The sequence below is a fragment of the Kribbella caucasensis genome (assembly GCF_004361855.1).
Lineage (GTDB): Bacteria > Actinomycetota > Actinomycetes > Propionibacteriales > Kribbellaceae > Kribbella > Kribbella caucasensis.
This window is the reverse complement of record NZ_SNWQ01000016.1, coordinates 147,390-170,189: the sequence shown is the minus strand read 5'-3', so window position 1 is coordinate 170,189 and position 22,800 is coordinate 147,390. Positions and strand designations below refer to the sequence as shown.

Annotated in this window: 19 protein-coding genes; 10 read left to right on the top strand and 9 right to left on the bottom strand. The window is 69.6% G+C overall.

Going from position 1 to position 22,800, the window contains the following annotated elements; all coding sequences use genetic code 11:
- Positions 1-6 precede the first annotated feature (6 nt).
- Entirely contained in the window at positions 7-1,647 is a 1,641-nt protein-coding gene (locus EV643_RS29510) for a S8 family peptidase (RefSeq protein WP_238165883.1), read from the top strand.
- A gap of 21 nt (positions 1,648-1,668) precedes the next feature.
- On the opposite strand, the gene EV643_RS29505 is transcribed toward EV643_RS29510, so the two are convergent.
- From EV643_RS29505 to EV643_RS29495, 3 genes are all read right to left on the bottom strand, one after another.
- A complete protein-coding gene (locus EV643_RS29505; RefSeq protein WP_238165882.1) occupies positions 1,669-2,775 on the bottom strand; it encodes an alkaline phosphatase family protein in 1,107 nt (368 codons plus the stop codon).
- A 24-nt stretch (positions 2,776-2,799) separates the two neighbouring features.
- Entirely contained in the window at positions 2,800-3,429 is a 630-nt protein-coding gene (locus EV643_RS29500; RefSeq protein WP_133803426.1) for a DUF5998 family protein, read from the bottom strand.
- A 236-nt stretch (positions 3,430-3,665) separates the two neighbouring features.
- A complete protein-coding gene (locus EV643_RS29495) occupies positions 3,666-4,706 on the bottom strand; it encodes a P1 family peptidase (RefSeq protein WP_133803425.1) in 1,041 nt (346 codons plus the stop codon).
- A gap of 97 nt (positions 4,707-4,803) precedes the next feature.
- On the opposite strand from EV643_RS29495, the gene EV643_RS29490 reads away from it, so the two are divergent.
- Entirely contained in the window at positions 4,804-5,316 is a 513-nt protein-coding gene (locus tag EV643_RS29490) for a DUF2087 domain-containing protein (RefSeq protein WP_133803424.1), read from the top strand.
- On the opposite strand, the gene EV643_RS29485 is transcribed toward EV643_RS29490, so the two are convergent.
- Together EV643_RS29485 and EV643_RS29480 are read right to left on the bottom strand one after the other, a co-directional pair.
- The gene (locus EV643_RS29485; protein WP_133803423.1) at positions 5,298-6,245 is read right to left on the bottom strand and encodes a phosphotransferase enzyme family protein; all 948 of its coding nucleotides are present in this window, start codon (positions 6,243-6,245) and stop codon (positions 5,298-5,300) included. The two genes, EV643_RS29490 and EV643_RS29485, sit on opposite strands and share 19 nt — an antisense overlap.
- A 6-nt stretch (positions 6,246-6,251) precedes the next feature.
- Positions 6,252-8,981 (bottom strand): bifunctional acetate--CoA ligase family protein/GNAT family N-acetyltransferase, encoded by a 2,730-nt coding sequence (locus EV643_RS29480; protein WP_133803422.1) that lies wholly within the window; start codon positions 8,979-8,981, stop codon positions 6,252-6,254.
- A 145-nt stretch (positions 8,982-9,126) separates the two neighbouring features.
- On the opposite strand from EV643_RS29480, the gene EV643_RS29475 reads away from it, so the two are divergent.
- From EV643_RS29475 to EV643_RS29465, 3 genes are read left to right on the top strand one after another with little or no spacing between them, the layout of a single operon-like run.
- On the top strand, positions 9,127-10,836 hold the full coding sequence (locus EV643_RS29475; RefSeq protein WP_133803421.1) for an AMP-binding protein: 1,710 nt from the start codon (positions 9,127-9,129) through the stop codon (positions 10,834-10,836).
- 18 nt (positions 10,837-10,854) lie between these two features.
- Complete coding sequence (locus tag EV643_RS29470) at positions 10,855-11,622, top strand: ABC transporter permease (RefSeq protein WP_133803420.1); 768 nt, start codon at positions 10,855-10,857, stop codon at positions 11,620-11,622.
- Positions 11,619-11,867: a DUF2630 family protein gene (locus tag EV643_RS29465; RefSeq protein WP_133803419.1), complete on the top strand. Its 249-nt coding sequence runs from the start codon at positions 11,619-11,621 to the stop codon at positions 11,865-11,867. Before EV643_RS29470 ends, EV643_RS29465 begins: the two co-directional genes overlap by 4 nt.
- Before the next feature lie 86 nt (positions 11,868-11,953).
- On the opposite strand, the gene EV643_RS29460 is transcribed toward EV643_RS29465, so the two are convergent.
- The 4 genes from EV643_RS29460 to EV643_RS29445 form a co-directional block, all read right to left on the bottom strand.
- Positions 11,954-12,376, bottom strand: coding sequence for a TIGR03667 family PPOX class F420-dependent oxidoreductase (locus EV643_RS29460; protein ID WP_133803418.1), 423 nt, complete (start codon positions 12,374-12,376; stop codon positions 11,954-11,956).
- A gap of 22 nt (positions 12,377-12,398) precedes the next feature.
- Positions 12,399-12,812 (bottom strand): CoA-binding protein, encoded by a 414-nt coding sequence (locus tag EV643_RS29455; RefSeq protein ID WP_133803417.1) that lies wholly within the window; start codon positions 12,810-12,812, stop codon positions 12,399-12,401.
- Between the two features lie 64 nt (positions 12,813-12,876).
- Positions 12,877-13,530 (bottom strand): response regulator transcription factor, encoded by a 654-nt coding sequence (locus EV643_RS29450; protein WP_133803416.1) that lies wholly within the window; start codon positions 13,528-13,530, stop codon positions 12,877-12,879.
- Positions 13,512-14,777: a sensor histidine kinase gene (locus EV643_RS29445; RefSeq protein WP_133803415.1), complete on the bottom strand. Its 1,266-nt coding sequence runs from the start codon at positions 14,775-14,777 to the stop codon at positions 13,512-13,514. The genes EV643_RS29450 and EV643_RS29445 overlap by 19 nt, the downstream gene beginning before the upstream one ends.
- 109 nt (positions 14,778-14,886) lie before the next feature.
- On the opposite strand from EV643_RS29445, the gene EV643_RS29440 reads away from it, so the two are divergent.
- The 5 genes from EV643_RS29440 to EV643_RS29420 all read left to right on the top strand — a co-directional run bounded on the left by EV643_RS29440 (position 14,887) and on the right by EV643_RS29420 (position 22,722).
- Positions 14,887-15,654: an ABC transporter ATP-binding protein gene (locus EV643_RS29440; protein ID WP_133803414.1), complete on the top strand. Its 768-nt coding sequence runs from the start codon at positions 14,887-14,889 to the stop codon at positions 15,652-15,654.
- Positions 15,651-17,675 carry an FtsX-like permease family protein gene (locus tag EV643_RS29435; protein WP_238165881.1) on the top strand — a complete coding sequence of 675 codons (2,025 nt, stop codon included), beginning with the start codon at positions 15,651-15,653 and terminating at the stop codon, positions 17,673-17,675. The genes EV643_RS29440 and EV643_RS29435 overlap by 4 nt, the downstream gene beginning before the upstream one ends.
- 166 nt (positions 17,676-17,841) lie before the next feature.
- Positions 17,842-20,292 (top strand): DNA gyrase/topoisomerase IV subunit A, encoded by a 2,451-nt coding sequence (locus tag EV643_RS29430; RefSeq protein WP_133803412.1) that lies wholly within the window; start codon positions 17,842-17,844, stop codon positions 20,290-20,292.
- Positions 20,293-20,296: 4 nt separating this feature from the next.
- Positions 20,297-21,004, top strand: a complete 708-nt coding sequence (locus EV643_RS29425) for an LppX_LprAFG lipoprotein (protein WP_133803411.1) — start codon at positions 20,297-20,299, stop codon at positions 21,002-21,004.
- Complete coding sequence (locus EV643_RS29420) at positions 21,001-22,722, top strand: MFS transporter (protein WP_133803410.1); 1,722 nt, start codon at positions 21,001-21,003, stop codon at positions 22,720-22,722. The genes EV643_RS29425 and EV643_RS29420 overlap by 4 nt, the downstream gene beginning before the upstream one ends.
- Positions 22,723-22,800 lie beyond the last annotated feature (78 nt).

The following is a 22,800-nucleotide window of genomic DNA, read 5'->3' as shown; positions in this document are numbered from 1 at the left end:
TGGAACGTGCGCAAAGCTCTGATCCTCCTCCTCTCGCTCTGCCTGGCCTCGATCGGCGTCCTGCCGTCGGCCGCGGCACCCGTCCGGTCGGAGGCAGGCCTGCGTGCGTACTTCGTCCTCACCGCGCCGAAGCAGACCGCGCAGGTCACCGCCGCGATCACCCAGAACGGCGGCACGGTCTTCGCGACGTACGACGCGGTCGGCGTGATCGTGGTCCACTCGACGGCCGCGGACTTCGCCGGCCGGATGCGCACGGTCAACGGGGTCCAGAAGGTCGGCGCGACCCGTACGTCGGACGTCCCGCCGGCCGCCGCGAACCCGGCGATCCCACCGGCCGTGACGGAACAGCCCAACGCCTCCCCCGAGATCTCCCGCTCCGACATGACCCAGATCGGCGCCGACAAGGCGTGGGCGATCAACCCCGGTTCGAAGGCGATCACCGTCGGCGTACTGGACACCGGTGTCGACGACCAGCACCCCGATCTCAAGGCGAACTTCGACGCGACCCGGTCCGCGTCCTGCGCCTACGGCAAGGTCGACACCCGGCCCGGATCCTGGCGGCCGGTCGGCGAGCACGGGACACATGTCGCCGGTTCGATCGCGGCGGCCAAGGACGGCAAGGGCATGGTCGGCGTCGCCCCCGGCGTACGGATCTCCTCCATCCGGGTCGCCGAGGCGGGCAGTCAGCTGTTCTTCCCGGAGAACACGGTGTGCGCGTTCATGTTCGCCGCCGACAAGGGCGTCTCGGTGACCAACAACAGCTACTACACCGACCCGTGGTTGTTCGTCTGCCCGACCGACCCTGACCAGGACGCGATCGCCGAGGCGGTCCGCCGCTCGGTCGCGTACTCGGATTCCAAGGGCGTGGTCAACGTGGCCGCCGCCGGCAACGAGAACTACAACCTGGCCGAGAAGTCCGCCGACGACACCAGCCCGAACGACTCGACCCCGGGACCGCGCAACGTCTCCAACGACTGCCTCAACCTGCCGGGCGAACTCCCCAACGTCGTCGTGGTCGCGTCGGTCGACACCGACAACCTGAAGTCCGGGTTCTCCAACTTCGGCGACAACAAGATCACCGTGGCCGCGCCCGGTGAGGAGGTCTACTCGACCATCCCGGGCGGCGGCTACCAGACCCTGCAGGGTACGTCGATGGCGTCGCCGCACGTCGCGGGTGTCGCCGCGTTGCTGCGCAGTGTGAACCCGAAACTCACGGCCGAGCAGGTGCGGGAGCGACTCGGCGGACAGGCCAACGACCTTCCGTGCCCGGCCGCGTCAGGTGGCGAGTGCACCGGTTCCGACGCGAACAACTCGTACTACGGCGAGGGGCTGGTCGACGCCGCCGAGGCCGTCGGAGTGGCAGGCAGTACGTCGGGCACCGGGGTGACTGTGACGGAGCCGGGTGAGCAACTCGGGTTCGGTGGGTTGCCGGCGATTCCCTTGCTGATCAAGGGGATGAGCGGCAAGGGCGGGATCAGCTACACCGCGACGGGACTGCCGCCGGGCTTGTCGATCGACCACGAGCGAGGCTGGATCATCGGGGTGCTCACACCGGGCGCAGGCCGGTACAAGGTGACCGTGACGGCCCGCGACGCCGAGGCGCGCACGGCCTCCGCGAGTTTCTTCTGGAACGTCTGGAGCTTCTGAGCTCTGTCTTGGCCTGGAGCCTCAGAAGCCCTCGTCGATGAGCAGCGGGATCGCCATCTCGTCGTCGGTGAGGGAGCCGTGCAGGCCGATCAGGGCGGCCTCCTGCGGGAAGCGCTGGCCGGCGACCAGCGCGATCGAACCGAGCGACGCGACCACCACATCACCGATCCGCGGCGACACGCGCTCCTCGACCGGACCGAACCAGCCGCGCCCAGCCGCCTCCTCACGCGTCAACACCAGCGCCTGATCGCCGAGCCGCTCCTGGTACGTCGCCACGACGTCCGGGGTCGCGCCGTCCACGCAGTACAGGTGCCTGAAGCGGGACTCGCCGCCGATCAGCCGGAGTCCGTTCAGCAACGCGGGGTCGGCGTCGAGGTCGATCCGGTTGTCGGGCTGGACGTCGACCATCCCGTGGTCCGCGACGACGACGAGCACGGCGTCCCGCGGCAGCGATGAGCGGACGCGCTGGGCGAAGGTATCGGCGGCCGCGAGTTCCTTCCGCCACTGCCACGACTCGCACCCCTGCCCGTGACCGGTGTAGTCGAGCTGCGAGTCGTACACGTACACCAGCGATGAACTCCCCTCCCGGCTCGCGAACCTGGTCGCGTCGAGCCGGTCGTCCACGGTGTCCGCGCCGCGGTGGGCACTCCCCCGGAACGCGGCAGCCGTCAGCCCGGACGTGTCGAACCGCGCCTTGCTGACGTTGCGCGTGGCAACCCCCGCGGCCGCGATCCGCTCGAACACGGTCCGATGCGGCTGCCAGATCCGGGGATCGACCGGTTTGTCCCAGGCCAGCGCGTTCAGCAACGCGCCGGTCTCCGGGACGATCGAGCTGTAGCCGACGATGCCGTGTGCACCCGGTGGGAGACCCGTACCGAGGCTGGTGAGGCTGGCGGCGGTGGTCGACGGTACGCCGGAGGTCAGGGCCCGACCGGTCAGCGAGGACAGGTACGGCGCGAGGTCGGCGTTGCGTCGCAGGAGGTTCCAGCCGAGGCCGTCGAGCAGCAGTACGGCGTACCGGGGTGCTGGTGGTAGGCCGAGCGTGTTCTGCTCACCGGGAACCGACAGGGCGCCGGCGACCGACGGGAGGACGTCCGCGAGTGACCCGCCGCCGTAGGCAGGAAGCATAGGCGTCGGGCCGGACACCCCGGACTACCTGCTGGTCGCGGAGGAAAGCGCCGCCGCGAAGTCGAGCACCTGCTGAATGCCGGCCGGGCCGTCGGCGGCGGAGCTGATCCGCAACGAGATGTCGTCGGCCGCGACGGAGCCGGTGTACCCGTGGTCGGCCTCGCAGTTCGGGTCCGCGCAGACGGCGGGCTCGAGATCGATCCGGTTCACCATGCCCCAGCCGATCGTCAGCACCACCTCACCGCCCAGCGCCGGATCCGAGGTGCCGGCCGCCGCCGTACGCCGCGATCCGTAGCCGGCCGGATTCGGGACCACCCGGTTGATGACGACGGCGTTCACCCGGTTCAACGGGATCGCCTCGGTCGAGGTGGACGCGTACGGCGCCTGGATCAGGTCGTCGGCGGCGTGCTCGTCGGTATGGCCGACGATCAGCCGGGACGGGGTGAGCGCCAGGATGGTGATGTGCCGGCGCACTTCGTCCCGGTCGAAGGTCGGTTCGTGCTGCAGCACGAACGCCCGGATCGGCTCCCCTGCGATCGCCACCGCGAGCGAGTCCGATACCACTTCTGGGTAGTAGCCGCACCGGTCGATCGACTCGCGCAGCTCGGACGAGGCATCCGCAAGCTCCGGAACCGGCGCATTCAGGTCACGCATCTGCCCATCCTCGCATGCACCCCGCTCAACCCCACTTTCCGCTCACCTTCCCCCGGCCCGACCCGCCGATCCGGCCCGCGCTTGGCTGGCAGCAGCGGCACCTGGTTGCCGCCGACCGGACGAGGCGTACCACTCGATAGAACGGGGAGGTTCGTTGCGAGACCGGGGTGAGTTTCTTACCTCAACAAACGGCCAGAAACCCACCCCAGACGGTAGTACGCACGTACTACGTCCGCCTAGCCGCTCGTCTTGAATGCGGACGGATACGCGTCGCGGTAGCTGACCAGCTTCCCGGCCGGCGTCTCCACGGATTCAGCCGCCAGTACGCCGCGGACGATCGCGCGTGCCAACGTCCGCGCACCGGCGGCGAAGATCGTCTCCAACGCCGGCAACGCCTCGCTATCGGTCACGCTCAACCGCGGCGTCCCCGCCGGAGCAGTGGACAGCGCGAACACCGAGTCGCCGTCGACCAAGGTGTGGATCGGATCGATCGCCCGAGCGAGTCCGTCATGGGCGACCATCGCCATCCGCCGCGCGGCCGTCTTGTCCAGAGCGGCGTCGGTCGCGACGATCGCGATCACCGTGTTCATCCCGGGAAGAGACCCAGTCGGCGGCTCGGGAGCCGGTTCCACCGGAGTCCGCAGTCCCGCGAACTCCTCCCCCAGCCCGTACCGCTCTCCCAGCAACCGCCCGTCGGCGCCGACCGTGGACCCGACCGCGTTGACGATCACGAGCGCGCCGACCGTCGTACCGTCGTCCAGCCGCACACTCGCCGACCCGGTGCCACCCTTCAGCCGGCCCGCACGCGCACCAGCCCCGGCCCCATGGTTGCCCTCAGCAACCGGACCGTCGCCGGCCGCCTCGATCGCCTCCCGTCCCCACTCGGCCGTCGGCCGCGCCTGGAACCCACCACCCCGGCCGAGGTCGAACACCACCGCCGTCGGCACGATCGGTACGACGTCACGCTCGCCCGGCCCGACCCGCACCCCCTGACCACGCTCCTCCAGCCACCCCATCACCCCGCCGGCCGTGTCGAGCCCATAGGCGCTACCACCGGTCAGCACGATCGCGTGCACGCCGGCGTTGGAGTTCACGGGGTCGAGCAGGTCGGTCTCGCGGGTCCCCGGGGCGCCACCGCGTACGTCGACACCCGCAACCGCAGTACCGGGAACGTGGACGACCGTAGTACCGGTCAGGTACGGCGGATCGAGGCGCTGGACTTGTCCGACGAGGACTCCGGGGACGTCGGTGATCCCGTTGTGCGGGCCTGGCTGCATGGGGACAGGTCTAGCACCTCAACTAGTCAAATTCGTTCCCCACCCCACCGCCCTGGTCAGGCGAAATCCGGTTGCGGGCTTGTTTAGCGTGGATGGCATGAACGCCGATCACCTCTGTGGACTCCTGGCCGAACCGTCGAGACTGCGCACGTACGCCGCTGTCGTCCTCGGCGCGCGCACTCCGGAGGAGATCACCGGGGCGGCCGGACTCGAGCTGCCGGTGGTCGCGAAGGCGCTCCAACGGCTCGGCAAGAACGGTCTGATCCAGTCCGATGCTGACGGTCTGTACGCCGAGGAGTCGGTCTTCAAGGACGTGGTCCGCACGTCCCGCCCCGAACGCGAGCCGCTGGACCCCGACCCGTCCCGCGACGCCGTCCTGGCCTCGTTCATCCGGGACGGCCGGCTGACCCACTTCCCGACCGTGCCGGCCAAGTTCCGGATCGTGCTCGAATACCTGGCCACCTCGTTCGACCCCGGCACGGAGTACCCGGAAGCCACCGTCAACGCCATCCTGAACAGCTGGCACCCCGACCACGCAGCCCTCCGCCGCGAGCTGGTCGACGCAGGTCTCCTCACCCGGGCCAACAGCCTCTACCGCCGAACCACCTGACCCGCTCGCTCCAGCGTCCCCACCTCAGGCATTGCCCGCAACAACCCGAGCACGCCCTTCACTGCGTACTCCCGATGCTCGGGTGCCAACGCTGTATCCAACGCGGCGCCCACCTGACCGTTCAGATGGTTCAGCAGGATCGCCAGCCCGGTCGCGAATCCTTCCGGGCCGGCGATCTCCCCCGGTCCGCCAGCTGCCCGATAGGCATCAACGATGAGGCGCAGGTTGCCCTCGGCACCGACATGGTTGACCAGTACGGCGCCGAGCTCCCGCCACGGCGCCATCTGCCCCGCGTTGTCCCAGTCGACCAAGACACTTCCCGCTGCCGACCGCAGTACATTCGTGTTCGTGAGGTCGCGGTGACACCAGACCATGTCGCCGATGGGCGCACTGTTGACCAGACTCGTCAGCTCGGCACAAAGCGGAACCAGCCGCCCCAACTCACCCGCCCAGTCCACCCCAGCCGCTGCCGCGCGATCCACCAGCTCATCCCACTCGACGTCGACGTGGTGATACCACGGCTCAGGCGTGTGGTCCCCGGTCTGCCAGTCCAGCGAATGCATCGCACCCATCTGCCTGGCCACCCAGGCGCTCACGTCCACATCCGAATGGTCCGGCGCATCCCCATCAGCCCACTGATAGAGACGCCAGGTGGTTCCGTTGCAGTCGGCAACGTACCCACCGGTCGGAGTCGTCAGCGGTTCGGGGCTCGGTACTCCGGCTGTGGCGCAGGCCGCGCGAAAGGCGACCTCCTCGGCGACGGCCTCCTCCTGCCAGTCGAACCAGAACGGTTCCTTCGCCGCGTAGGAGCCGGCGGAGGTGGACAGCTTCCAGACGGCTCCCATCGCGCCACGGGTGACGCGCTCGAAGCCAACCGGCCGACCGACACCGAAGGCGGCCGCGATGGACTGGGCGGACTCGACGGTCATGGATGGTCAGGTTAGCCGACGTACGGGGGTGTCCTGGCGGGGTTTTTCGTTGGGCGCGATGCGGATCGCGGTGTCCAGTACCGTGGCGCCGGTGGCTGCGACCAGGACCGAGCGGAGGTCGAGGCGGACGACTTCCTCCAGTTCCAGCGTGAGGCGGGAGACGCGGTGCAGCAGGTTCTCGATCGCGGCGATGTCGACCGGATCAGAGCCCCGGTAGCCGTACAGCAGCGGGGCGGCGCGGACCTCGCGGACCATCTCGGCCGCGTCCGCGGTGGTCAGCGGCGGCATCCGGTACGAGCGGTCGTGGAGCAGATCCGTCGCCACGCCGGACAGGCCGAAGGTCACGACGGGGCCGAAGGCAACATCTTCCAGCGCCGAGATCACCACCGGGACACCGGGCGGCGCCATCTTCTGGACGACGAACTGGGCGCGGCCCGGATCACTGGCGACGCCGAACGTCCGGGTCATCTCGTCCCACGCTCCGCGCATGTCCTCCTCGTCGTGGATGTGCCGCCAGATGTCGGCCAGGTCCGGCCGCATCCGCCACTGCTCCGCGGTCGCCTTGAGGATCACCTCGAACCCGAGGTCGGCGGCCCGCGCGACCGCCTCGTCCGCCGACTGCACCGGGAAGGCGGGCAGCACACTGATGTCGTAGAAGCTCAGCAGTCGTTGCCGATCCGCCTCGTCGAGGTCGGCCCCGGACGGATGACGCTGCAGGAACTCCTGGACGAAATCCTCGGCCCCGGCGGTGTCGATATCGGGCAGGTCCGGGATCCGCGAGTCCGCCCGGCGCCGCCATTCGGCGTACTGGGTGGCCTTGGCCAGCGCGCCCACGGCGTACTGCGGGGAGGAGAACGACGGGATCGAGCCGCGCGCGGCGCCACCGTTCTCGTCGGCGACGCGCAGTTGCTCGGGGACGCTCCGCGAGGCGAGGAAGGTGGAGACGACGGGCTTGTCCGAGCCGGCGGCCGCGGCGGCGACAACCCGCGCGACCTCGTCACCGTTCGACAGGACCGGCGGGGTGAAGACCACCACGACCGAGTGGACCCGGTCGTCGGCGAACACCTCGGTCAGCGCCTGCTCGAAGTCGGCCGCGGACGCGTCGGCGTGCAGCGTGTAGGGCTCCCCAGCCACATCCAGCCCGCACGCCGCCATCGTGTCGAGGGCGAGCAGCGTCAGGGCGTCGGAGTTGCTGACGATCGCGACCCGGCGTCCCTTCGGCAGCGGCTGGTGCGCGACCAGTTGCGCCACGTCGAACAATTCACCGGCCGTATCGACGCCGATCAGCCCACTCTGCCGGAACAGCGAGTCGACGGTTGCCGCTGGCAACTGGCTGCGCCGGACGGTATGCCCGAGCGGGACACCCTGCGTCGCCCGGCCGGACTTGAGCGCGATCACCGGCTTCCGCCTCGCCAGCCGCCGCGCGACCCGGCTGAACTTGCGCGGATTGCCCAGCGACTCCAGGTAGAGGAGGACCACCTCGGTCGCCTCGTCGGAGTACCAGTACTGCATCAGGTCGTTGCCGGACACATCGGCCCGGTTCCCCGCCGACACGAAACTCGACAGACCCAGTCCACGACCGACCATGTCCGCCAGGATCGACACCCCGAGCGCCCCCGACTGGCAGAAGAACGCGACCCGCCCCCGGCTCGGCATCAGCGGCGACAACGTGGCGTTCAGCGTCACCCCGGGAACCGTGTTGATGACGCCGAGCGCGTTCGGCCCGATCACGCGCATCCCGTACGAGCGGGCCAGCCCGACCAGCCGGCGTTGCCGTTTACGCCCTTCGTCCCCGATCTCCGCGAACCCGCTCGACACCACGACAAGCCCGCGCACCCCCTTCGCCGCGCAGTCCAGGACGACGTCGACGACCGCCTCGGCCGGTACGGCGACGACGGCCAGGTCGACCGTGTCGTCCACGTCCCGGATCGTCGCGTACGCCGGTACGCCATCGATCTCGGCCGGCCCATCGGACTCCCAGCCCGCGTTCACGGCGTACAGGCGGCCCGGGAAACCACTGTCGCGGATGTTCCGCAGCAACGCGTTCCCGATCGTGCCCGGGCGCCGGCTGGCCCCGATCACCGCGACGCTGGCCGGGGTCAGCAGCCGCGCGATCGACAGCGCCTCGGACCGCTGTTCGCGCGCCTGCATCACCCCGAACGACGTGTCGGTCGGCGCGATGTCGAACTCGACCATGATCACGCCGTCCTCGAACTCCCGGGCCACCTTGTACCCGGCCTCGGTGAAGACGGTGATCATCTTCCGGTTGTCCGGCAGCACCTCGGCGACGAAGCGCGTGATCCCGTGCTCGCGCGCCGCCTGAGCGAGGTGCTCCAGCAGCAACTGGCCGAGCCCGCGACCCTGGTGCGCGTCCTCGATCAGGAACGCGACCTCGGCGGACCGCCGGCCGGTCCGCTCGTACCTTCCGACGCCGATCATCGCGTCGCCGACGGTCACGATCAGCGCCTGCCGGTCCTGGTAGTCCACCTGGGTGAACCGCTGCACGTCCCGGTCCGAAAGTTGCGGGTACGGCGCGAAGAACCGGTAGTACTTCGACTGCTCGGACACCCGCCCGTAGAACTCGACCAGCAACTCCGCGTCCGCGGGCGTGATCGGCCGCAGGTGCGCCGTCGCCCCATCGCGCAGCACCACATCCGCCTCATACTCCGCTGGGTAGTCCGCGGGGAGGTCAGCGCCGGGTTGGCGCGGTCGCTGTCGCTGCTCCGGCCGTGTCACCCGCACAGTCTATTGACAGTCCAAGTGCTGACGACGCCATTTCTCGCCCCTCAACCTCAGCTGAAGGTGCACACCGGGTTCCGGTTGAGGTACAGGCGCGCGGGTGCGATTGCCTGCCGCACCCGGCTCGGCAATAGTGCGAGGCATGAGCGAGGAACAGAGCACCTCGGACAACACCCGTACCTTTCGCGAGGCGCGCGACTTCCTGATCGCGCACCGGGAGGACTACGAGACCGCGTACCGCGACTTCAACTGGCCCGTGTTCGATCGGTTCAACTGGGCCCGGGACTGGTTCGACGCGCTCGCGGTCGAGCAACCGGAAGTCCCCGCGCTGACCATCGTCGAAGAGGACGGCGAGGTGAACTCGCTGACCTATGCGGAGATGGCGGAGCGCTCCCGCCAGGTCGCGGGCTGGCTGAACCAGGCAGGGCTCCAACCTGGCGATCGGGTGCTGATCGTGCTCGGCAACACCGTCCCGCTCTGGGAGACGATGCTCGCCTGCATCCGGGCCGGTGCGGTGATGATCCCCGCGACCACGTTGCTCACCGACGCGGACCTGGCCGACCGGATCGAGCGCGGCGGCGTACGGGCTGTTGTCACGAGCAGCGCGGAGGCCGGACGCTACGAAGGGATCGCGGACTACTGCCTGCGCGTCGCGGTCGGCGACCGGGTCGACGGATGGCTGCACTACGACGACTCCGCGCAGTACGACGGGCCCGTGCCCGACGTGGAGACCGCGGCCCACGACTCGTTGCTGCTGTACTTCACCTCCGGGACCACCAGCCAGCCGAAGCTCGTCGAGCACACGCAGGTCAGCTACCCGGTCGGCCACCTGTCCACGCTGTACTGGATCGGCCTCCAACCCGGCGATGTGCACCTGAACGTCTCGTCACCCGGCTGGGCCAAGCACTCATGGAGCAACGTGTTCGCGCCCTGGAACGCGGGGGCGACGGCCTTCCTCTACAACTACGCGCGCTTCGACGCCGAGAAGATGTTGCGGGTGCTGCAGACGTACGGCGTGACCACGTTCTGCGCGCCGCCGACGGTCTGGCGGATGCTGATCCAGGCCGATCTGACGGCCGTCGACGTGCAGATCAGGGAGTGCATCTCGGCCGGCGAACCGCTCAACCCCGAGGTGATCGAACAGGTCCTGAACGCCTGGGGCGTCACGATCCGGGACGGCTACGGCCAGACCGAGACGACCGCGCAGATCGGCAACCCGCCGGGTCAGCCGGTCAAACTGGGTTCGATGGGCCGCCCGCTGCCGGGGTACTCGATCGCCCTGGTCGACCCGGGCACGGGTGAGGTCGGCGACGACGGTGAGATCTGCATCGAGCTCGCCCCGCCGCCGGTCCCGTTGATGCGTGGCTACCGGGATGCCAAGGACCTCACCGACGAGGCGATGCGCGGCGGTTTCTACCACACCGGCGACGTCGCCAGCCGGGACGAGGACGGCTACATCACGTACGTCGGCCGGGCGGACGACGTGTTCAAGGCGAGCGACTACCGGATCTCGCCGTTCGAGTTGGAGTCCGTGCTGATCGAGCACCCGGCCGTCGCGGAGGCAGCCGTCGTCCCGTCGCCCGATCCCGTCCGGCTCGCCGTGCCGAAGGCGTACGTCGTACTGGTAGCCGGTCGCGAACCGAGCCGGGAGCTGGCCGACGAGATCCTGTCGTACTGCCGCGAGCACCTGGCGCCGTACAAGCGGATCCGGCGGATCGAGTTCGCCGAGCTGCCGAAGACGATCTCCGGCAAGATCCGCCGGGTCGAGCTGCGTACCGACGAGGCCGCCAAGGTGGATCGCGGCGAGCGGGCCGAACACGCCTACGACGAATCGGACTTCCGCCCGGGCTGAACGTGATGGAATGACCCGATGTCGCTCGACACGGGTCTGGGCATCGCGGCCGTCGCCGTACTGCCGTTGCTGGTCGGGATCGGTGTCATCGGGTCGCGGCTCGCGTCGCTGCGACACGACAAGGGCATCGTCACCGCGGCGCTCCGCGCGATCCTGCAACTGGCCGCCGTCGGTCTCGTCGTCGGGCTCGCGCTGCACTCGATCTGGGCGACCCTCGCGTTCGTCTTCGTGATGCTCGCGGTGGCGTCGGTGACGAGCGGCCGGAGGATCCGGTCGACCGCGCCGGTCCCGGGCCAGTACGCGTTCTGCGCGCTCGCGATCGGCGGCGGGGCGGCCGTGGTGATGCTGCTGCTCATCCTGCCCGGCGTGGTCCCGCGCAATCCGGAGACGATCCTGCCGATGGGCGGCATCATCGTCGGCGGCACGATGACCGCGACCACGCTGGCCGGGCGACGGTTGCTGCAGGAGTACGGCACCCGGTACGGCGAGTTCGAGGCCGGACTGTCGATCGGGCTGATGCCGCCGGACGCGTTCAAACTGGTCGCCGGACCGCTCGCCGGGGACGCGTTGCTGCCGGTGCTCGACCAGACCCGCACGGTCGGACTCGTCTCGCTGCCCGGCGCGTTCGTCGGGATGATCCTCGGCGGCGCCTCCCCGATCGAGGCGGCCGCGTTGCAATTGGTGGTGCTGCTCGGACTGATCACTTCCGAGGTGCTGGCGATCTGGATCATGACGGAGTTGCTGTCCCGGGCGTCGTTGCCCGACGGGCGTACGGTTTCCTCATGAACGACGACAACAGCATCTTCAGCCGCATCAACAAGCTGGTGGCCGAGGAGCACGAGCTGCGCAGCAAGCACACGGCCGGCGACGTGACGGACTCCGACGAGCGCGGCCGGCTGCAGGCCCTGGAGACCGAGCTGGACCAGTGCTGGGACCTGCTCCGCCAGCGCCGCGCCAAGCGCGAGTTCGGCGAGGACCCGGACAGCGCCCAGGCCCGCTCGTCCGAAACCGTCGAGGGCTACCTCGGCTAGAAACAAGTCGGCGGCGCCGCCCGAGCAGACAGCGCCGCCACTCAATTTCTGTCCCCACCCCACCGCCCCGGTCTGGTCAAATCCAGTCAGAAACCGCGCAGTTTCTCCGGGGTGATGCGGATCAGCACCGGGTACTCGCGGTGGAACTGCTCAGCGGGCATGTCGAGCCCCGCCAGGCCGCTGGCGTACTTCGCGTCGTAGTCGGCCAGCTCGTCGGCCGTCGGCCCTGCTTCGTCGATCACCGCTTCGCCAGTGATCACGCCGACGTCACCGCCGGTGTGGGTGGCGTTGAAGTTCACCGCGACCCGGCCGTTCGCGGCGATCTTGTGCACTTTCGCCTTCGCCGCCTGGCTGAAGACGAGGATCTCCCGGCCGGTCCAGGTGAACCAGACCGGGTTCGGCGCCGGTGTACCGGACCTTCCGACAGTGGTCAGCCAGACCACGTCCTCATTCGCGAGCTGCTTCTCGATCCGGGCGCCGAATCCGGTATTCGTGTCGATCGTGAACATTGAAGCCTTTCGGTCGCAGGGCTCACGGACCCAGCCGGCCCCACTCGATCGCCGGGCAGCGGTTCATCACCATCGTCAGTCCCGCGGCCGTCGTCCGGGTGTAGGCGTCCGGATCCACTACATCAAGCTGGAACCACACAGCCTTCGCGTTGATTCCGGCCGCCTGGTCCGCGATCTCACCGGCGAGTTCCGACCGGACGAAGACGTCCACGCAGTCCACCCCGAAGGGGATGTCCGCCAGCGTCGCGTACCCCTGCTCGCCGTGCACGGTCTCGGCCGACGGGTGCACCGGCACGATCCGCTTCCCTTTGCCCTGCAGGAACCGCGCCACGCCGTACGCCGCCCGGCTGGTGTTGTTCGACAGGCCCACCACCGCCCAGGTCTGGCAGTCGGCCAGGATCTTCCGGATGTCGCTCTCGTCGGCCCAGCTCTCCATGCCTCGATCCTCCCTCGCCCGGCAAATTCCAACCTCCAGCCTCCGACCTCAACCCGGGTTGAGGTCAACGGCGCAGATAAGTGAGCACGGCGGAGACCCGGCGATCGTGTCCCTCCTCGAGCTGGAGCTTGGCGAAGATGTTGCCGACGTGTTTGCGGACCGCGGCCTCGCTCACCACCAGCTGCTCGGCGATCGAGGAGTTCACCCGGCCCTCGGCCATCAAGGCGAGCACCTCGAGCTCACGTGGGGTCAGCGCGGCCAGCGGCCCGTCGTCCCGTCGCCGCGCGAGCAGCTGGCGGACCACCTCGGGATCCACCACCGTCCCGCCGTCCGCCACCCGGTCGAGCGACGCGAGGAACTCGGTCACATGCCCGACGCGATCCTTCAGCAGGTACCCGATCCCGCCGCTGGTCGACTCGAGCAACGACGACAGGTACGCGTCCGCGACGTACTGGGACAGCACCAGGATCCCCATTGCCGGGAAGTCGGCCCGGATCGCGGCCGCCGCGCGCAGTCCCTCGTCGCTGTGCCCGGGCGGCATCCGGACATCGGTGATCACCACGTCCGGCGGATTTTTCCGGACCACGGCCAGCAGGGTGTCCGCGTCGCCGACGGAATCGCGGACCTCATGACCGGCACGATCGAGAATGCTCGCCAGCCCCTCGCGCAACAGCATCGAGTCCTCGGCCAGCACGATGCTCAGTCGTCGAGCCGGCACGGGCACTCCATTCGCAGTCGGGTCGGCCCACCGGGTGGGCTGGACAGGTCGAGTGTGCCCCCTAACGCGTCCAATCGGGTCACCAGGCCGGTCAATCCGGTACCCGCGGCCGGATCCGCTCCGCCGACGCCGTTGTCGGTGATCGCGACCACCAACCTGTCCCCGTCGATCCATCCGTCGACCTCGCACCGGGTCGCCGACGCGTGCTTCGCCACGTTGCCCAGCGCCTCGCTGATCACGAAGTACGCCGCCGCCTCGATCGGCCTCGGCAACCGCGACGGCAACGCCATCCGCACATCCACCGGCAGCGGACTCCGGTCGGCCACCTCTCGTACGGCGGCCTCAAGCCCAAGGTCGACCAGGACGCGCGGGTGGATCCCCCGGACCGCCTCGCGCAGATCCGCCAGCGCCGCCTCAGCCTCCGTATGTGCCTTGACGACCAGGCGCTTCCCTTCTCCCTCAGGTAGATCGAGCTCGGCCAGTCCCAGCGTCATCGTCAGCCCGACCAGCCGCTGCTGCACCCCGTCGTGCAGGTGCCGCTCGATCCGGGCGCGCTCGGTCTCGAACGCGTCCACCAGATCCAGCCGGGACCGGCGCAGCGCGGCCACGTTCCGCTGCAGCTCCTCCTCACGGGGACCCAGCAGCGCCTTCGCCAGCTCCGCCTCGGTCCCGGCAAGACAGCCCAGGATGTACGACGTCACGGCGTACCAGGCGGGGCCGAACGTGACGACGAACAGGATCCCCTCACCGTCGCTGTCCAGGGTCCACGGACCCATGGCCAATGCGTCGTGCTCCGCGATGACCGGCGCCGCCAAGGTGACTCCGAGGACGGTCGCGCTGAGGCCGGCGAACACCGCACTGACCAAGGCGACGAAGGTGCCCAGGAGTACGCCGTACCCGAGTGCCCGCACCGACGCCTGTTCGCGTCGGCGGAACTTCAGCCGCTCGCGGCGGGACATCCGCGCCGGCATCACCGCATGCGGGCTGGCGACACCGCCCGGCAGCATCAGCCGTACCCGCCAGCGCTCCACGACGCCGATCAGCACCCCGAGCAAGGGGAACGCGGTCAGCATCAGAATGCCGATGATGAGCGGGCTCAGCACCGTACTCACGCCGACGGCGGCGACCAGGACGGCGATGGTGATCGCGCCGACCGGCACCGAGCTGAGCAGGTAGGCATAGCTGCGCCACGGCCAGGACGAGACGAGATACCGCCTCGAGGCCAGGGCCACCCACACACTCTTCACCGGGTCAACCCTAGGGGCGGACCGGTCCCGGAGTCGGTAGCTTGCGCGCTACCACGGGTCTCCCCCACGGGCCAGGGTGGAAACAGTCGCGCCCCGGTTCGCTGGAACCATGACCACTACCGCGCCGATCCACCCAAACGTCCACGTGGGCGAGCCGCCCGCCCTACTGCTCGACGGCATCACCAAGACCTACCGGTCCAAGGCCGGCGCGGTCGACGCGCTCCGCGGCGTCACGTACCACTTCCACCGCGGCTCGTTCACCGCCGTGATGGGCCCGTCGGGCTCCGGTAAGTCCACCCTGCTGCAGTGCGCGGCCGGACTCGACAAGCCGACCACCGGCACGGTCCTGCTCGGCGGGACCGGGCTGCACGGCCTCAGTGAGGTCGCGCTGACCAAGCTGCGCCGCGAGCAGATGGGATTCGTGTTCCAGGCCTACAACCTGCTCCCGTCGCTCACCGTCTACGACAACGTCGCCCTGCCGCTCCGGCTGACCGGCAAGCGGCCCCGACGCGATGAAGTCCACCAGGTACTCGACCAGGTTGGCCTCGGCGGCATGGCCCGGCGCCGTCCGGCCGAGCTCTCCGGCGGCCAGCAGCAGCGCGTCGCGATCGCCCGCGCTCTGATCACCCGGCCCGCGGTCTTCTTCGCCGACGAACCGACCGGCGCACTGGACAGCACCGCCAGCCGCCAGATCCTCAGCTTGTTGCGCGAGGCAACCGACCGGGCCGGTCAGACCGTGGTCATGGTCACCCACGACCCGGTCGCAGCCGCGTACGCCGAACGAGTGCTGTTCCTGTCCGACGGCCTGGTCGCGGGCTCACTCGACCGGGGTACCCCGCAGCAGATCGCCGCCGCGATGAGTGACCTGGAGCGATGATGTTCTTCCTGAGTCGTCAGACGGTCCGCCGGCACCGCTCCCTGTACGCCGGCTCCTTCGTCGCCCTCGCGGTCGGCGTCTTCCTCCTCGGCCTGGCCGCCACCGCGACCGCCGCCACCATCGCGTACGACGCGCCGCCGGGCAGCAGCATCCCGGTCAGCCTGCCCGGGTACGACGGGGAGCCGGCGCGCACGGTCGACGTGCCGTTGTCCGGCGAGGACGCGTCCGGGTTGCAGGTCGTACTCAGCATGGTCGGCGTGATCTCCGGGTTCATCACGATCTTCGTCATCGCCAGCACGTTCGCCTTCGCGGTGGCCGCGCGGCGCCGTGAGATCGGACTGCTCCGGCTGATCGGGGCCACGCCGGGACAGATCCGGCGGATGGTGCTCGGCGAGGCGCTGGTGGTCGCGTTCGCGGCTTCGGCGACCGGCACCGTACTGGCTCAGCTGGCGACTCCCCTGCTGCTCGCAAAGGCGTCATACACGGAATTGGCACCGGTGAAGCTGGAGCCGGCCAGTCCGTGGCTGCCGCTGGCGATCGCGATGGGGGCCGGGATGGTCGTGGCGATGCTCGGTGCACGGTCCGCGGCCCGTCGTGCCGGGAAGGTCGGGGCGGTCGACGCGTTGCGGGAGGCCGCTCTCGAACCACCGCGGATCGGACCGGTACGGATCGGGTTCGGCGTCCTGTTCCTGGCCGGTGGGATCGTGTTGCTCTCGTTGATCCGGCCGTCGTCGGGTGAGGCGGCAGCGCCGTTGGCCATGTTCACGCCGATGCTGCTCGTGATCGCGCTGACCCTGCTCGCGCCGCTCGTCGTGCCGTGGATCGGGCGACTCTGGGCGATCCCGCTGGTCGCGTGGACCCGGGTCTCCGGGCGGCTGGCGAGGAGCAACGTGGTCGCCGCGCCCCGGCGCAGCGCGTCCTTGGCCGCGCCGATCCTGGGGATCTCCGCGATCGCCGGTTCGATGGTGCTCAGCCTCAGCTTCGTCGCCGACGCCGCGGCCGCCACCATCCGGGACAGCGTTCTCGCCCCGATCGTCGTCACCGCGCCTGCGGAAGAGAGCGCCTCGCCTGCCGCCGGCTCCGGCCGCCCGGATCGCGAACTGCGCGAGCGCATTCTCCAGACTCCCGGTGTCGCCGCCGTCGACGGCAGCATCCCGCTCCGACTCATCCGGACCGACTCGGACTCGGCAGAGCTCGAGGATGCCGAGGGGATCGATCTCACGGTCGCACCCAAGGCACGCAGGATGACGGCCGTCGAAGGCGACCTGTCCAAGCTGGCCGGCAAGACCGTTGCCATTGGCAAGGAGATGGCCGGCTTCGAGCAGTACGAGGTCGGCGACGAGATCCCGGTCACCTACACCGACAGGAGCACCGACCGGCTGAAGATCGTGGCGATCCTGGCGGACGCCTTCGGGGTCAACGCGTCCCTGATCATCCCCGAGGACCTGGCCCGTGCGCACGCGCCGAACGCTCAGCCGGCCCAATGGTTCGTGCTCCCGGCCGATGGGGTCAGTCCGGACTCGGTCGTGGCCGGCCTTGACCAGAATCTGGCCGGCAGCGGAGCGGACGCCGTACCGGCCGCTGTCTGGGAGGCTGCGCAGGATGAAGGCGTCCGGCAGGGCAACCAGCTGGGCCTGATTCTGCTGCTCGGACCAGCGGCGCTCTACAGCGCGATCGCGATCGTCAACACGCTGCTGATGGGCAGCCTGCAGCGGGGGCATGAGTTCGTGACCTCGCGGCTACTCGGTGCGACACCGGCCCAGATCCGGCGGATGGTGTTGTGGGAGTCGACCCTGGTCGGCGTGGTCGCGCTGAGCTTGGGGACGGCAATCACGGTCACGGTCGGGATCCTGATCCGGCACGCGATGACCGACGGCCTGGCCGACGTCGCGGTGACCGTACCGTGGGGGCCGCTGCTCGGGATCGCGGGCACCTGTCTGGTCCTGGCTGTCGGTGCGGCGCTGGCGCCGACCGCGGTGATCCTCCGTCACTCCCACCCGTCGGCAGCCGCCGCGGAATAGCCTCACCCCGCCGGTCTTCGCCCACTCGTCGGCGCGGCGACGTAGGGTTGGCGCGATTGGGCCGGGTCGCTGCCGTGGTTAGGGGCTCCGACCAGGGACAATGGCGCTGCCGCCACCACCGCCGCGGCGCGTCTCAGCAGCACGCACGAGGAGTTCGCAGACCCGCATGGCACGCCGTTCCAGCACCACCACCGAACCGGAAGACTTCGAGGAGCGCATCCTCGATATCGACGTCTCCGACGAGATGCGCACGAGCTACCTGGAGTACGCCTACTCGGTGATCTACGCCAGGGCGCTGCCGGACGCGCGGGACGGGCTGAAGCCGGTACAGCGCCGGATCCTGTTCTCGATGGCGGAGAACGGTATCCGCCCCGAGCGCGCGCACGTGAAGAGCGCCCGCGTCGTCGGTGAAGTGATGGGTAAGTACCACCCGCACGGCGACGGCGCGATCTACGACGCCCTGGTCCGGACCGCACAACCGTGGTCGATGCGGGTCCCGCTGATCGACGGCCACGGCAACTTCGGATCTCTGGACGATGGTCCGGCGGCCATGCGTTACACGGAATGCCGGATGGCGCCGTCGGCGATGGCGATGACCAACGGCCTGGACGAGAACGTCGTCGACTTCAAGCCGAACTACGACGGCCAGGAGAACGAGCCGTCGGTGCTGCCGGCCGCCTTCCCGAACCTGCTGGTCAACGGCGCCGCCGGGATCGCGGTCGGTATGGCGACCAACATGGCGCCGCACAACCTGATCGAGGTGATCCAGGCACTGCGGCACCTGATCAAGACGCCGGGCGCGGACCTCGACGACCTGATGCGGTTCATCCCCGGCCCGGACCTGCCGACCGGCGGCAAGATCGTCGGACTGGACGGCATCAAGGACGCCTACGCCACCGGCCGCGGCAGCTTCAAGATGCGCGCCACCGCCCGGATCGAGAACGTCACCCCGCGGCGCAAGGGCATCGTGGTCACCGAGCTGCCGTACACGGTCGGCCCGGAGAAGGTGATCGAGAAGATCAAGACCCTGGTCCAGGCGAAGAAGCTGCAGGGCATCGCGGACGTCAAGGACCTGACCGACCGCAACCACGGCACCCGGCTGGTGATCGAGGTCAAGAACGGGTTCGTCCCGGAGGCGTTGCTGGAGCAGCTGTACAAGCTGACGCCGCTGGAGGACGCGTTCCACATCAACAACGTCTGCCTGGTCGACGGCCAGCCCCGCACCCTCGGCCTGCGCGAGCTGCTCGACGTCTACCTGCAACACCGGTACGACGTGACCCGGCGGCGCAGCGAGTTCCGCCGGCAGAAGGCCCAGGACCGGCTGCACATCGTCGACGGCCTGCTGATCGCGATCCTGGACATCGACGAGGTCATCCAGATCATCCGGACCAGCGACGACGCGGCCTCCGCGCGGGCCCGGCTGATCGAGATCTACGACCTCAGCGAGATCCAGGCGAACTACATCCTGGACATGCCGCTGCGCCGGCTGACCAAGTTCTCCAAGCTCGAACTGGAGACCGAGAAGGCCGAGCTGGAACGCGAGATCGAGAAGCTGACCGCGATCCTGGAGGACCCGGGACTGCTGAAGAAGATCGTCTCCGAGGAACTGGCCGACATCGCCAAGACCTACGGCACCCCGCGGCGTACGGTCCTGCTGGAGTCGTCGGGCGCGACCAAGACCGCTGCCGTCCCGCTCGAGGTGACCGACGACCCGTGCTGGGTGCTGCTGAGCTCCACCGGCCTGCTCGCACGGACGAACGGGGTCGAACCCTTCGTCGAAGGCGAGAGCCGGGCCAAGCACGACGCGATCATCTCGGCGATCAAGAGCACCGCCCGCGGTCAGTACGGGCTGGTCACGAGCGCCGGCCGGCTGATCCGGCTGGAGTCGCTCGACCTCCCCGCCGTACCGACCACCGCGAACGCCCCGAACCTGCAGGGTGGCGCGCCCGTGGCCGAGTTCGTATCCCTGGAGCCCGGTGAGAAGGCGCTGGCCCTGAGCACGATGGACCCGGAGTCCGTCGGCGTCGCACTCGGTACGGCGGGCGGCGTGGTCAAGCGGGTCGTCCCGGATCACCTCAGCAACCGTGACTCGTGGGAGATCATCCGGCTCAACGACGGCGACGAAGTGGTCGGCGCGGTCGAGCTGGTCACCGGTGAAGAGGAGCTCTGCTTCATCACCAGCGACGCCCAGCTGCTGCACTTCCCGGCCTCGGTGGTCCGCCCCCAGGGCCGTACGGCGGGCGGTATGGCCGGCGTCCGGCTCACCGGCGGGGCCAAGGTCACCTATTTCGGCGCGGTCGACAGCGCGAAGGACAACATCGTGCTGACCATCTCCGGGTCCTCGTCCGCCCTGCCGGGCACGGAGATCGGCGCGGTCAAGGTGACGCCGCTGACGGAGTACCCGGGCAAGGGTCGTGGCACCGGCGGCGTCCGCTGCCACCGGCTGCTGAAGGGCGAGGACGGCCTGCTGCTCGCGTACATCGGCGCGGGCCCGCTCCGCGCCAGTGCGAGCAGCGGCGCCCCGGTCGAACTGCCGCCGCTGGACGCCCGCCGCGACGGGTCCGGCGTGCCGGTGGCCCAGCCCATCGCCGCCTGCGCCCCGAACCTGGCAGGCTGACCCCATGAAGAGACTGGTCGCGCTCGGCGCGGTGCTGGTGCTGGCGATGACCGGCTGCAGTGACAACAAGGACGATGGTGGCGACGGCCAGAAGACCGGGGAGGATCCGGTCGCCCTGCTCACCGAGGTCAAGAAGACCATCGACGAGGCCGCCAGCGTGCACCTGGTGCTGACCGGCCGGGACCTGCCGGACACGGCCCAGACGCTGGCGAAAGGCGACGGGGTGGCGACACACGCGCCGGCGTTCAAGGGCAAGCTGACGGTGCGCGCGGCCGGTTCCCCGATCGATGCCGACGTGGTCGCGGTCGGCGGCAAGGTGTACGCCAAGCTGCCGTTCACAACGAGCTTCGCCGAGCTGCCGCCGTCCCAGCTGGCCGGGCTCGGCGCGCCGGACCCGGCGATCTTCCTCGACCCGGCGAAGGGGATCACGTCGGTCCTGCCGACGCTGAAGGATCCGGTGATCAAGGGTGAGACGCGGGAAGGCTCCAAGGTGCTGACCGAGGTCACCGGTGCGGTGCAGGGCAAGACGCTGCAGGGCATCTTCCCGAAGGCGCCGGCCGACCAGGACTTCCCGAGCAGCTTCAAGATCGACAAGGACACCAAGCAGTTGGTGTCGGCAACGATCAGCGGCCCGTTCTACGACGGCGCCACCAGCAGCTACGACGTCACCCTGGACCGGTACGGCGAACAGGTCGAGATCACCAAACCGTGAGCGAGGATCCGGCGACCGGTGAGTCGGGACCCGGCGGAGCTTCGGCGGCCAGTTCGGCTTCGTTCGACAGTCCGCGGACGCGGCTGACGCTGGCCTCGATCGCGGTCGCCTTCGCGGCTGCGGACACCTACGTCGTCGTACTGGCGTTGCCGGACATGATGGCCGGGGTCGGGCTCTCGGCCGACGAGTTGCAGCGGGCGGCCCCGATCATCTCCGGCTTCCTGCTCGGCTATATCGCTGTACTCCCCCTGATCGGCCGGATCGCCGACGTGGTCGGCCGCACGCCCGTGCTCGTCGGAGCTCTACTGCTGTTCGCGGTCGGCTCCCTGATCACAGCAGCGGCGTACGACCTGCCCCTGGTCGTGACCGGCCGCTTCCTGCAAGGCGTCGGCGGTGGCGGCCTGGTCCCCGCCACACTGGCCTTGGTCGCAGACCTCTGGCCACCCCAGAAGCGCGGACTCCCACTGGGCGTCGTCGGCGCGGTGCAAGAGATCGGCTCGGTCCTCGGCCCATTGTTCGGCGCCGCCGTCCTCGCGATCGCGGACTGGCGCTACATCTTCTGGATCAACCTCGCCGTCGCCGTCGTGCTGGCCGTCTTCCTCCGCGGCCGGCAACGACCACCGCTGTCCGCCGCCGTCGGACTCCTTGCCTGCATAGGACTCGGGCTCACCCTCACGGCACCCCAACGACTGGCCTCGGGTGTCACGCTCGGCCTGCCCTTCGTCCCCTTCACCGGTGAGTCCCGGCTCCTCACGCCCATCGGTCTCGTCACCCTGCTTCTGTTGCTCCTGTGGATCGCGCTGCTCCTCCGCAAGATCCGCCTGCGCGCGTTGCTCGACGAGATCGACCTAGTCGGCGCCCTCCTGCTGGCCGTCGCCCTCTCCGGCGTCGTACTGGCCTTCGCCACGGCCGATCCCGAGCGCGAGGTGATGGCGCCCGCCGGCCCGTGGCTCCTGGTCGGCGCCGGGATCTTCGCGATCGCGTTCGCCCTGTGGCAGCGCCGTACCGCGCTCGCGATCGTTCCGCCCGGCCTCCTCGGTCCGAAGCCGGCCTGGGGCTCCCTCCTCGTCAGCTTCCTCGTCGGCTCGGCCCTGATCGCGGCCCTCGTCGACGTCCCGGTCTTCGCCCGTACGACGCAGGGCGGTGGCCAGCTCGCGGCCGCACTCGTGCTGCTGCGGTTCCTGATCGCGTTACCCGCCGGCGCAGTCGTCGGCGGCTGGCTGACCCGTCGATACGGGCTGGGACTGATCACCGGAGCCGGCCTGGCGCTGTCGGGCGCGATGTTCGTCTGGATGGCGTACTGGGACCGCGACGCCCTCGACCACGCGCCGGCGACGATCGCCCTGCTGCTGTGTGGGTTCGGCTTCGGTCTCGCGCTGTCACCCGTCAACACCGCCATGCTCGGCGCGACTCGACCGGACAGCCACGGACTCGTGAGCGCGCTGGTCGTGGTCGCCCGGATGGTGGGCATGCTGGTCGGCGTCTCCGCGCTCACCGCGATCGGCCTGCGCCGGTACTACACGATCGTCGCGGACGTGCCCTCGCCCAACGAGCTGTGCCCGGACAAGCCCGGCCAGTGCCGCCCGTTCCTCGACGCACTCCGCGAGGCGGCGATTTCACAAGTGCACACGATCTTCGCCGGCGCGGCCGTCTGCGCGTTCGCGGCCGCCGTACTGGCTGTCCTGCTGCTCGGGCGGCGGCGCGCTGTCCACCCGTGAGAAGGGTGATGGGGCGAACGGGCTGCGGCGCGCTGTCCACGCGTGAGGACGGTCATGGGGCGAGCGGCCCGGCTCGCG

What these genes read in the sequence shown, in the direction of transcription:
- EV643_RS29505 (WP_238165882.1), bottom strand. Translation starts at nt 2,775, where the DNA reads ATGCTTCCTGCCTACGGCGGCGGGTCACTCGCGGACGTCCTCCCGTCG.
- EV643_RS29500 (WP_133803426.1), bottom strand. Translation starts at nt 3,429, where the DNA reads ATGCGTGACCTGAATGCGCCGGTTCCGGAGCTTGCGGATGCCTCGTCC.
- EV643_RS29495 (WP_133803425.1), bottom strand. Translation starts at nt 4,706, where the DNA reads ATGCAGCCAGGCCCGCACAACGGGATCACCGACGTCCCCGGAGTCCTC.
- EV643_RS29490 (WP_133803424.1), top strand. Translation starts at nt 4,804, where the DNA reads ATGAACGCCGATCACCTCTGTGGACTCCTGGCCGAACCGTCGAGACTG.
- EV643_RS29485 (WP_133803423.1), bottom strand. Translation starts at nt 6,245, where the DNA reads ATGACCGTCGAGTCCGCCCAGTCCATCGCGGCCGCCTTCGGTGTCGGT.
- EV643_RS29475 (WP_133803421.1), top strand. Translation starts at nt 9,127, where the DNA reads ATGAGCGAGGAACAGAGCACCTCGGACAACACCCGTACCTTTCGCGAG.
- EV643_RS29470 (WP_133803420.1), top strand. Translation starts at nt 10,855, where the DNA reads ATGTCGCTCGACACGGGTCTGGGCATCGCGGCCGTCGCCGTACTGCCG.
- EV643_RS29465 (WP_133803419.1), top strand. Translation starts at nt 11,619, where the DNA reads ATGAACGACGACAACAGCATCTTCAGCCGCATCAACAAGCTGGTGGCC.
- EV643_RS29460 (WP_133803418.1), bottom strand. Translation starts at nt 12,376, where the DNA reads ATGTTCACGATCGACACGAATACCGGATTCGGCGCCCGGATCGAGAAG.
- EV643_RS29455 (WP_133803417.1), bottom strand. Translation starts at nt 12,812, where the DNA reads ATGGAGAGCTGGGCCGACGAGAGCGACATCCGGAAGATCCTGGCCGAC.
- EV643_RS29440 (WP_133803414.1), top strand. Translation starts at nt 14,887, where the DNA reads ATGACCACTACCGCGCCGATCCACCCAAACGTCCACGTGGGCGAGCCG.
- EV643_RS29435 (WP_238165881.1), top strand. Translation starts at nt 15,651, where the DNA reads ATGATGTTCTTCCTGAGTCGTCAGACGGTCCGCCGGCACCGCTCCCTG.
- EV643_RS29430 (WP_133803412.1), top strand. Translation starts at nt 17,842, where the DNA reads ATGGCACGCCGTTCCAGCACCACCACCGAACCGGAAGACTTCGAGGAG.
- EV643_RS29425 (WP_133803411.1), top strand. Translation starts at nt 20,297, where the DNA reads ATGAAGAGACTGGTCGCGCTCGGCGCGGTGCTGGTGCTGGCGATGACC.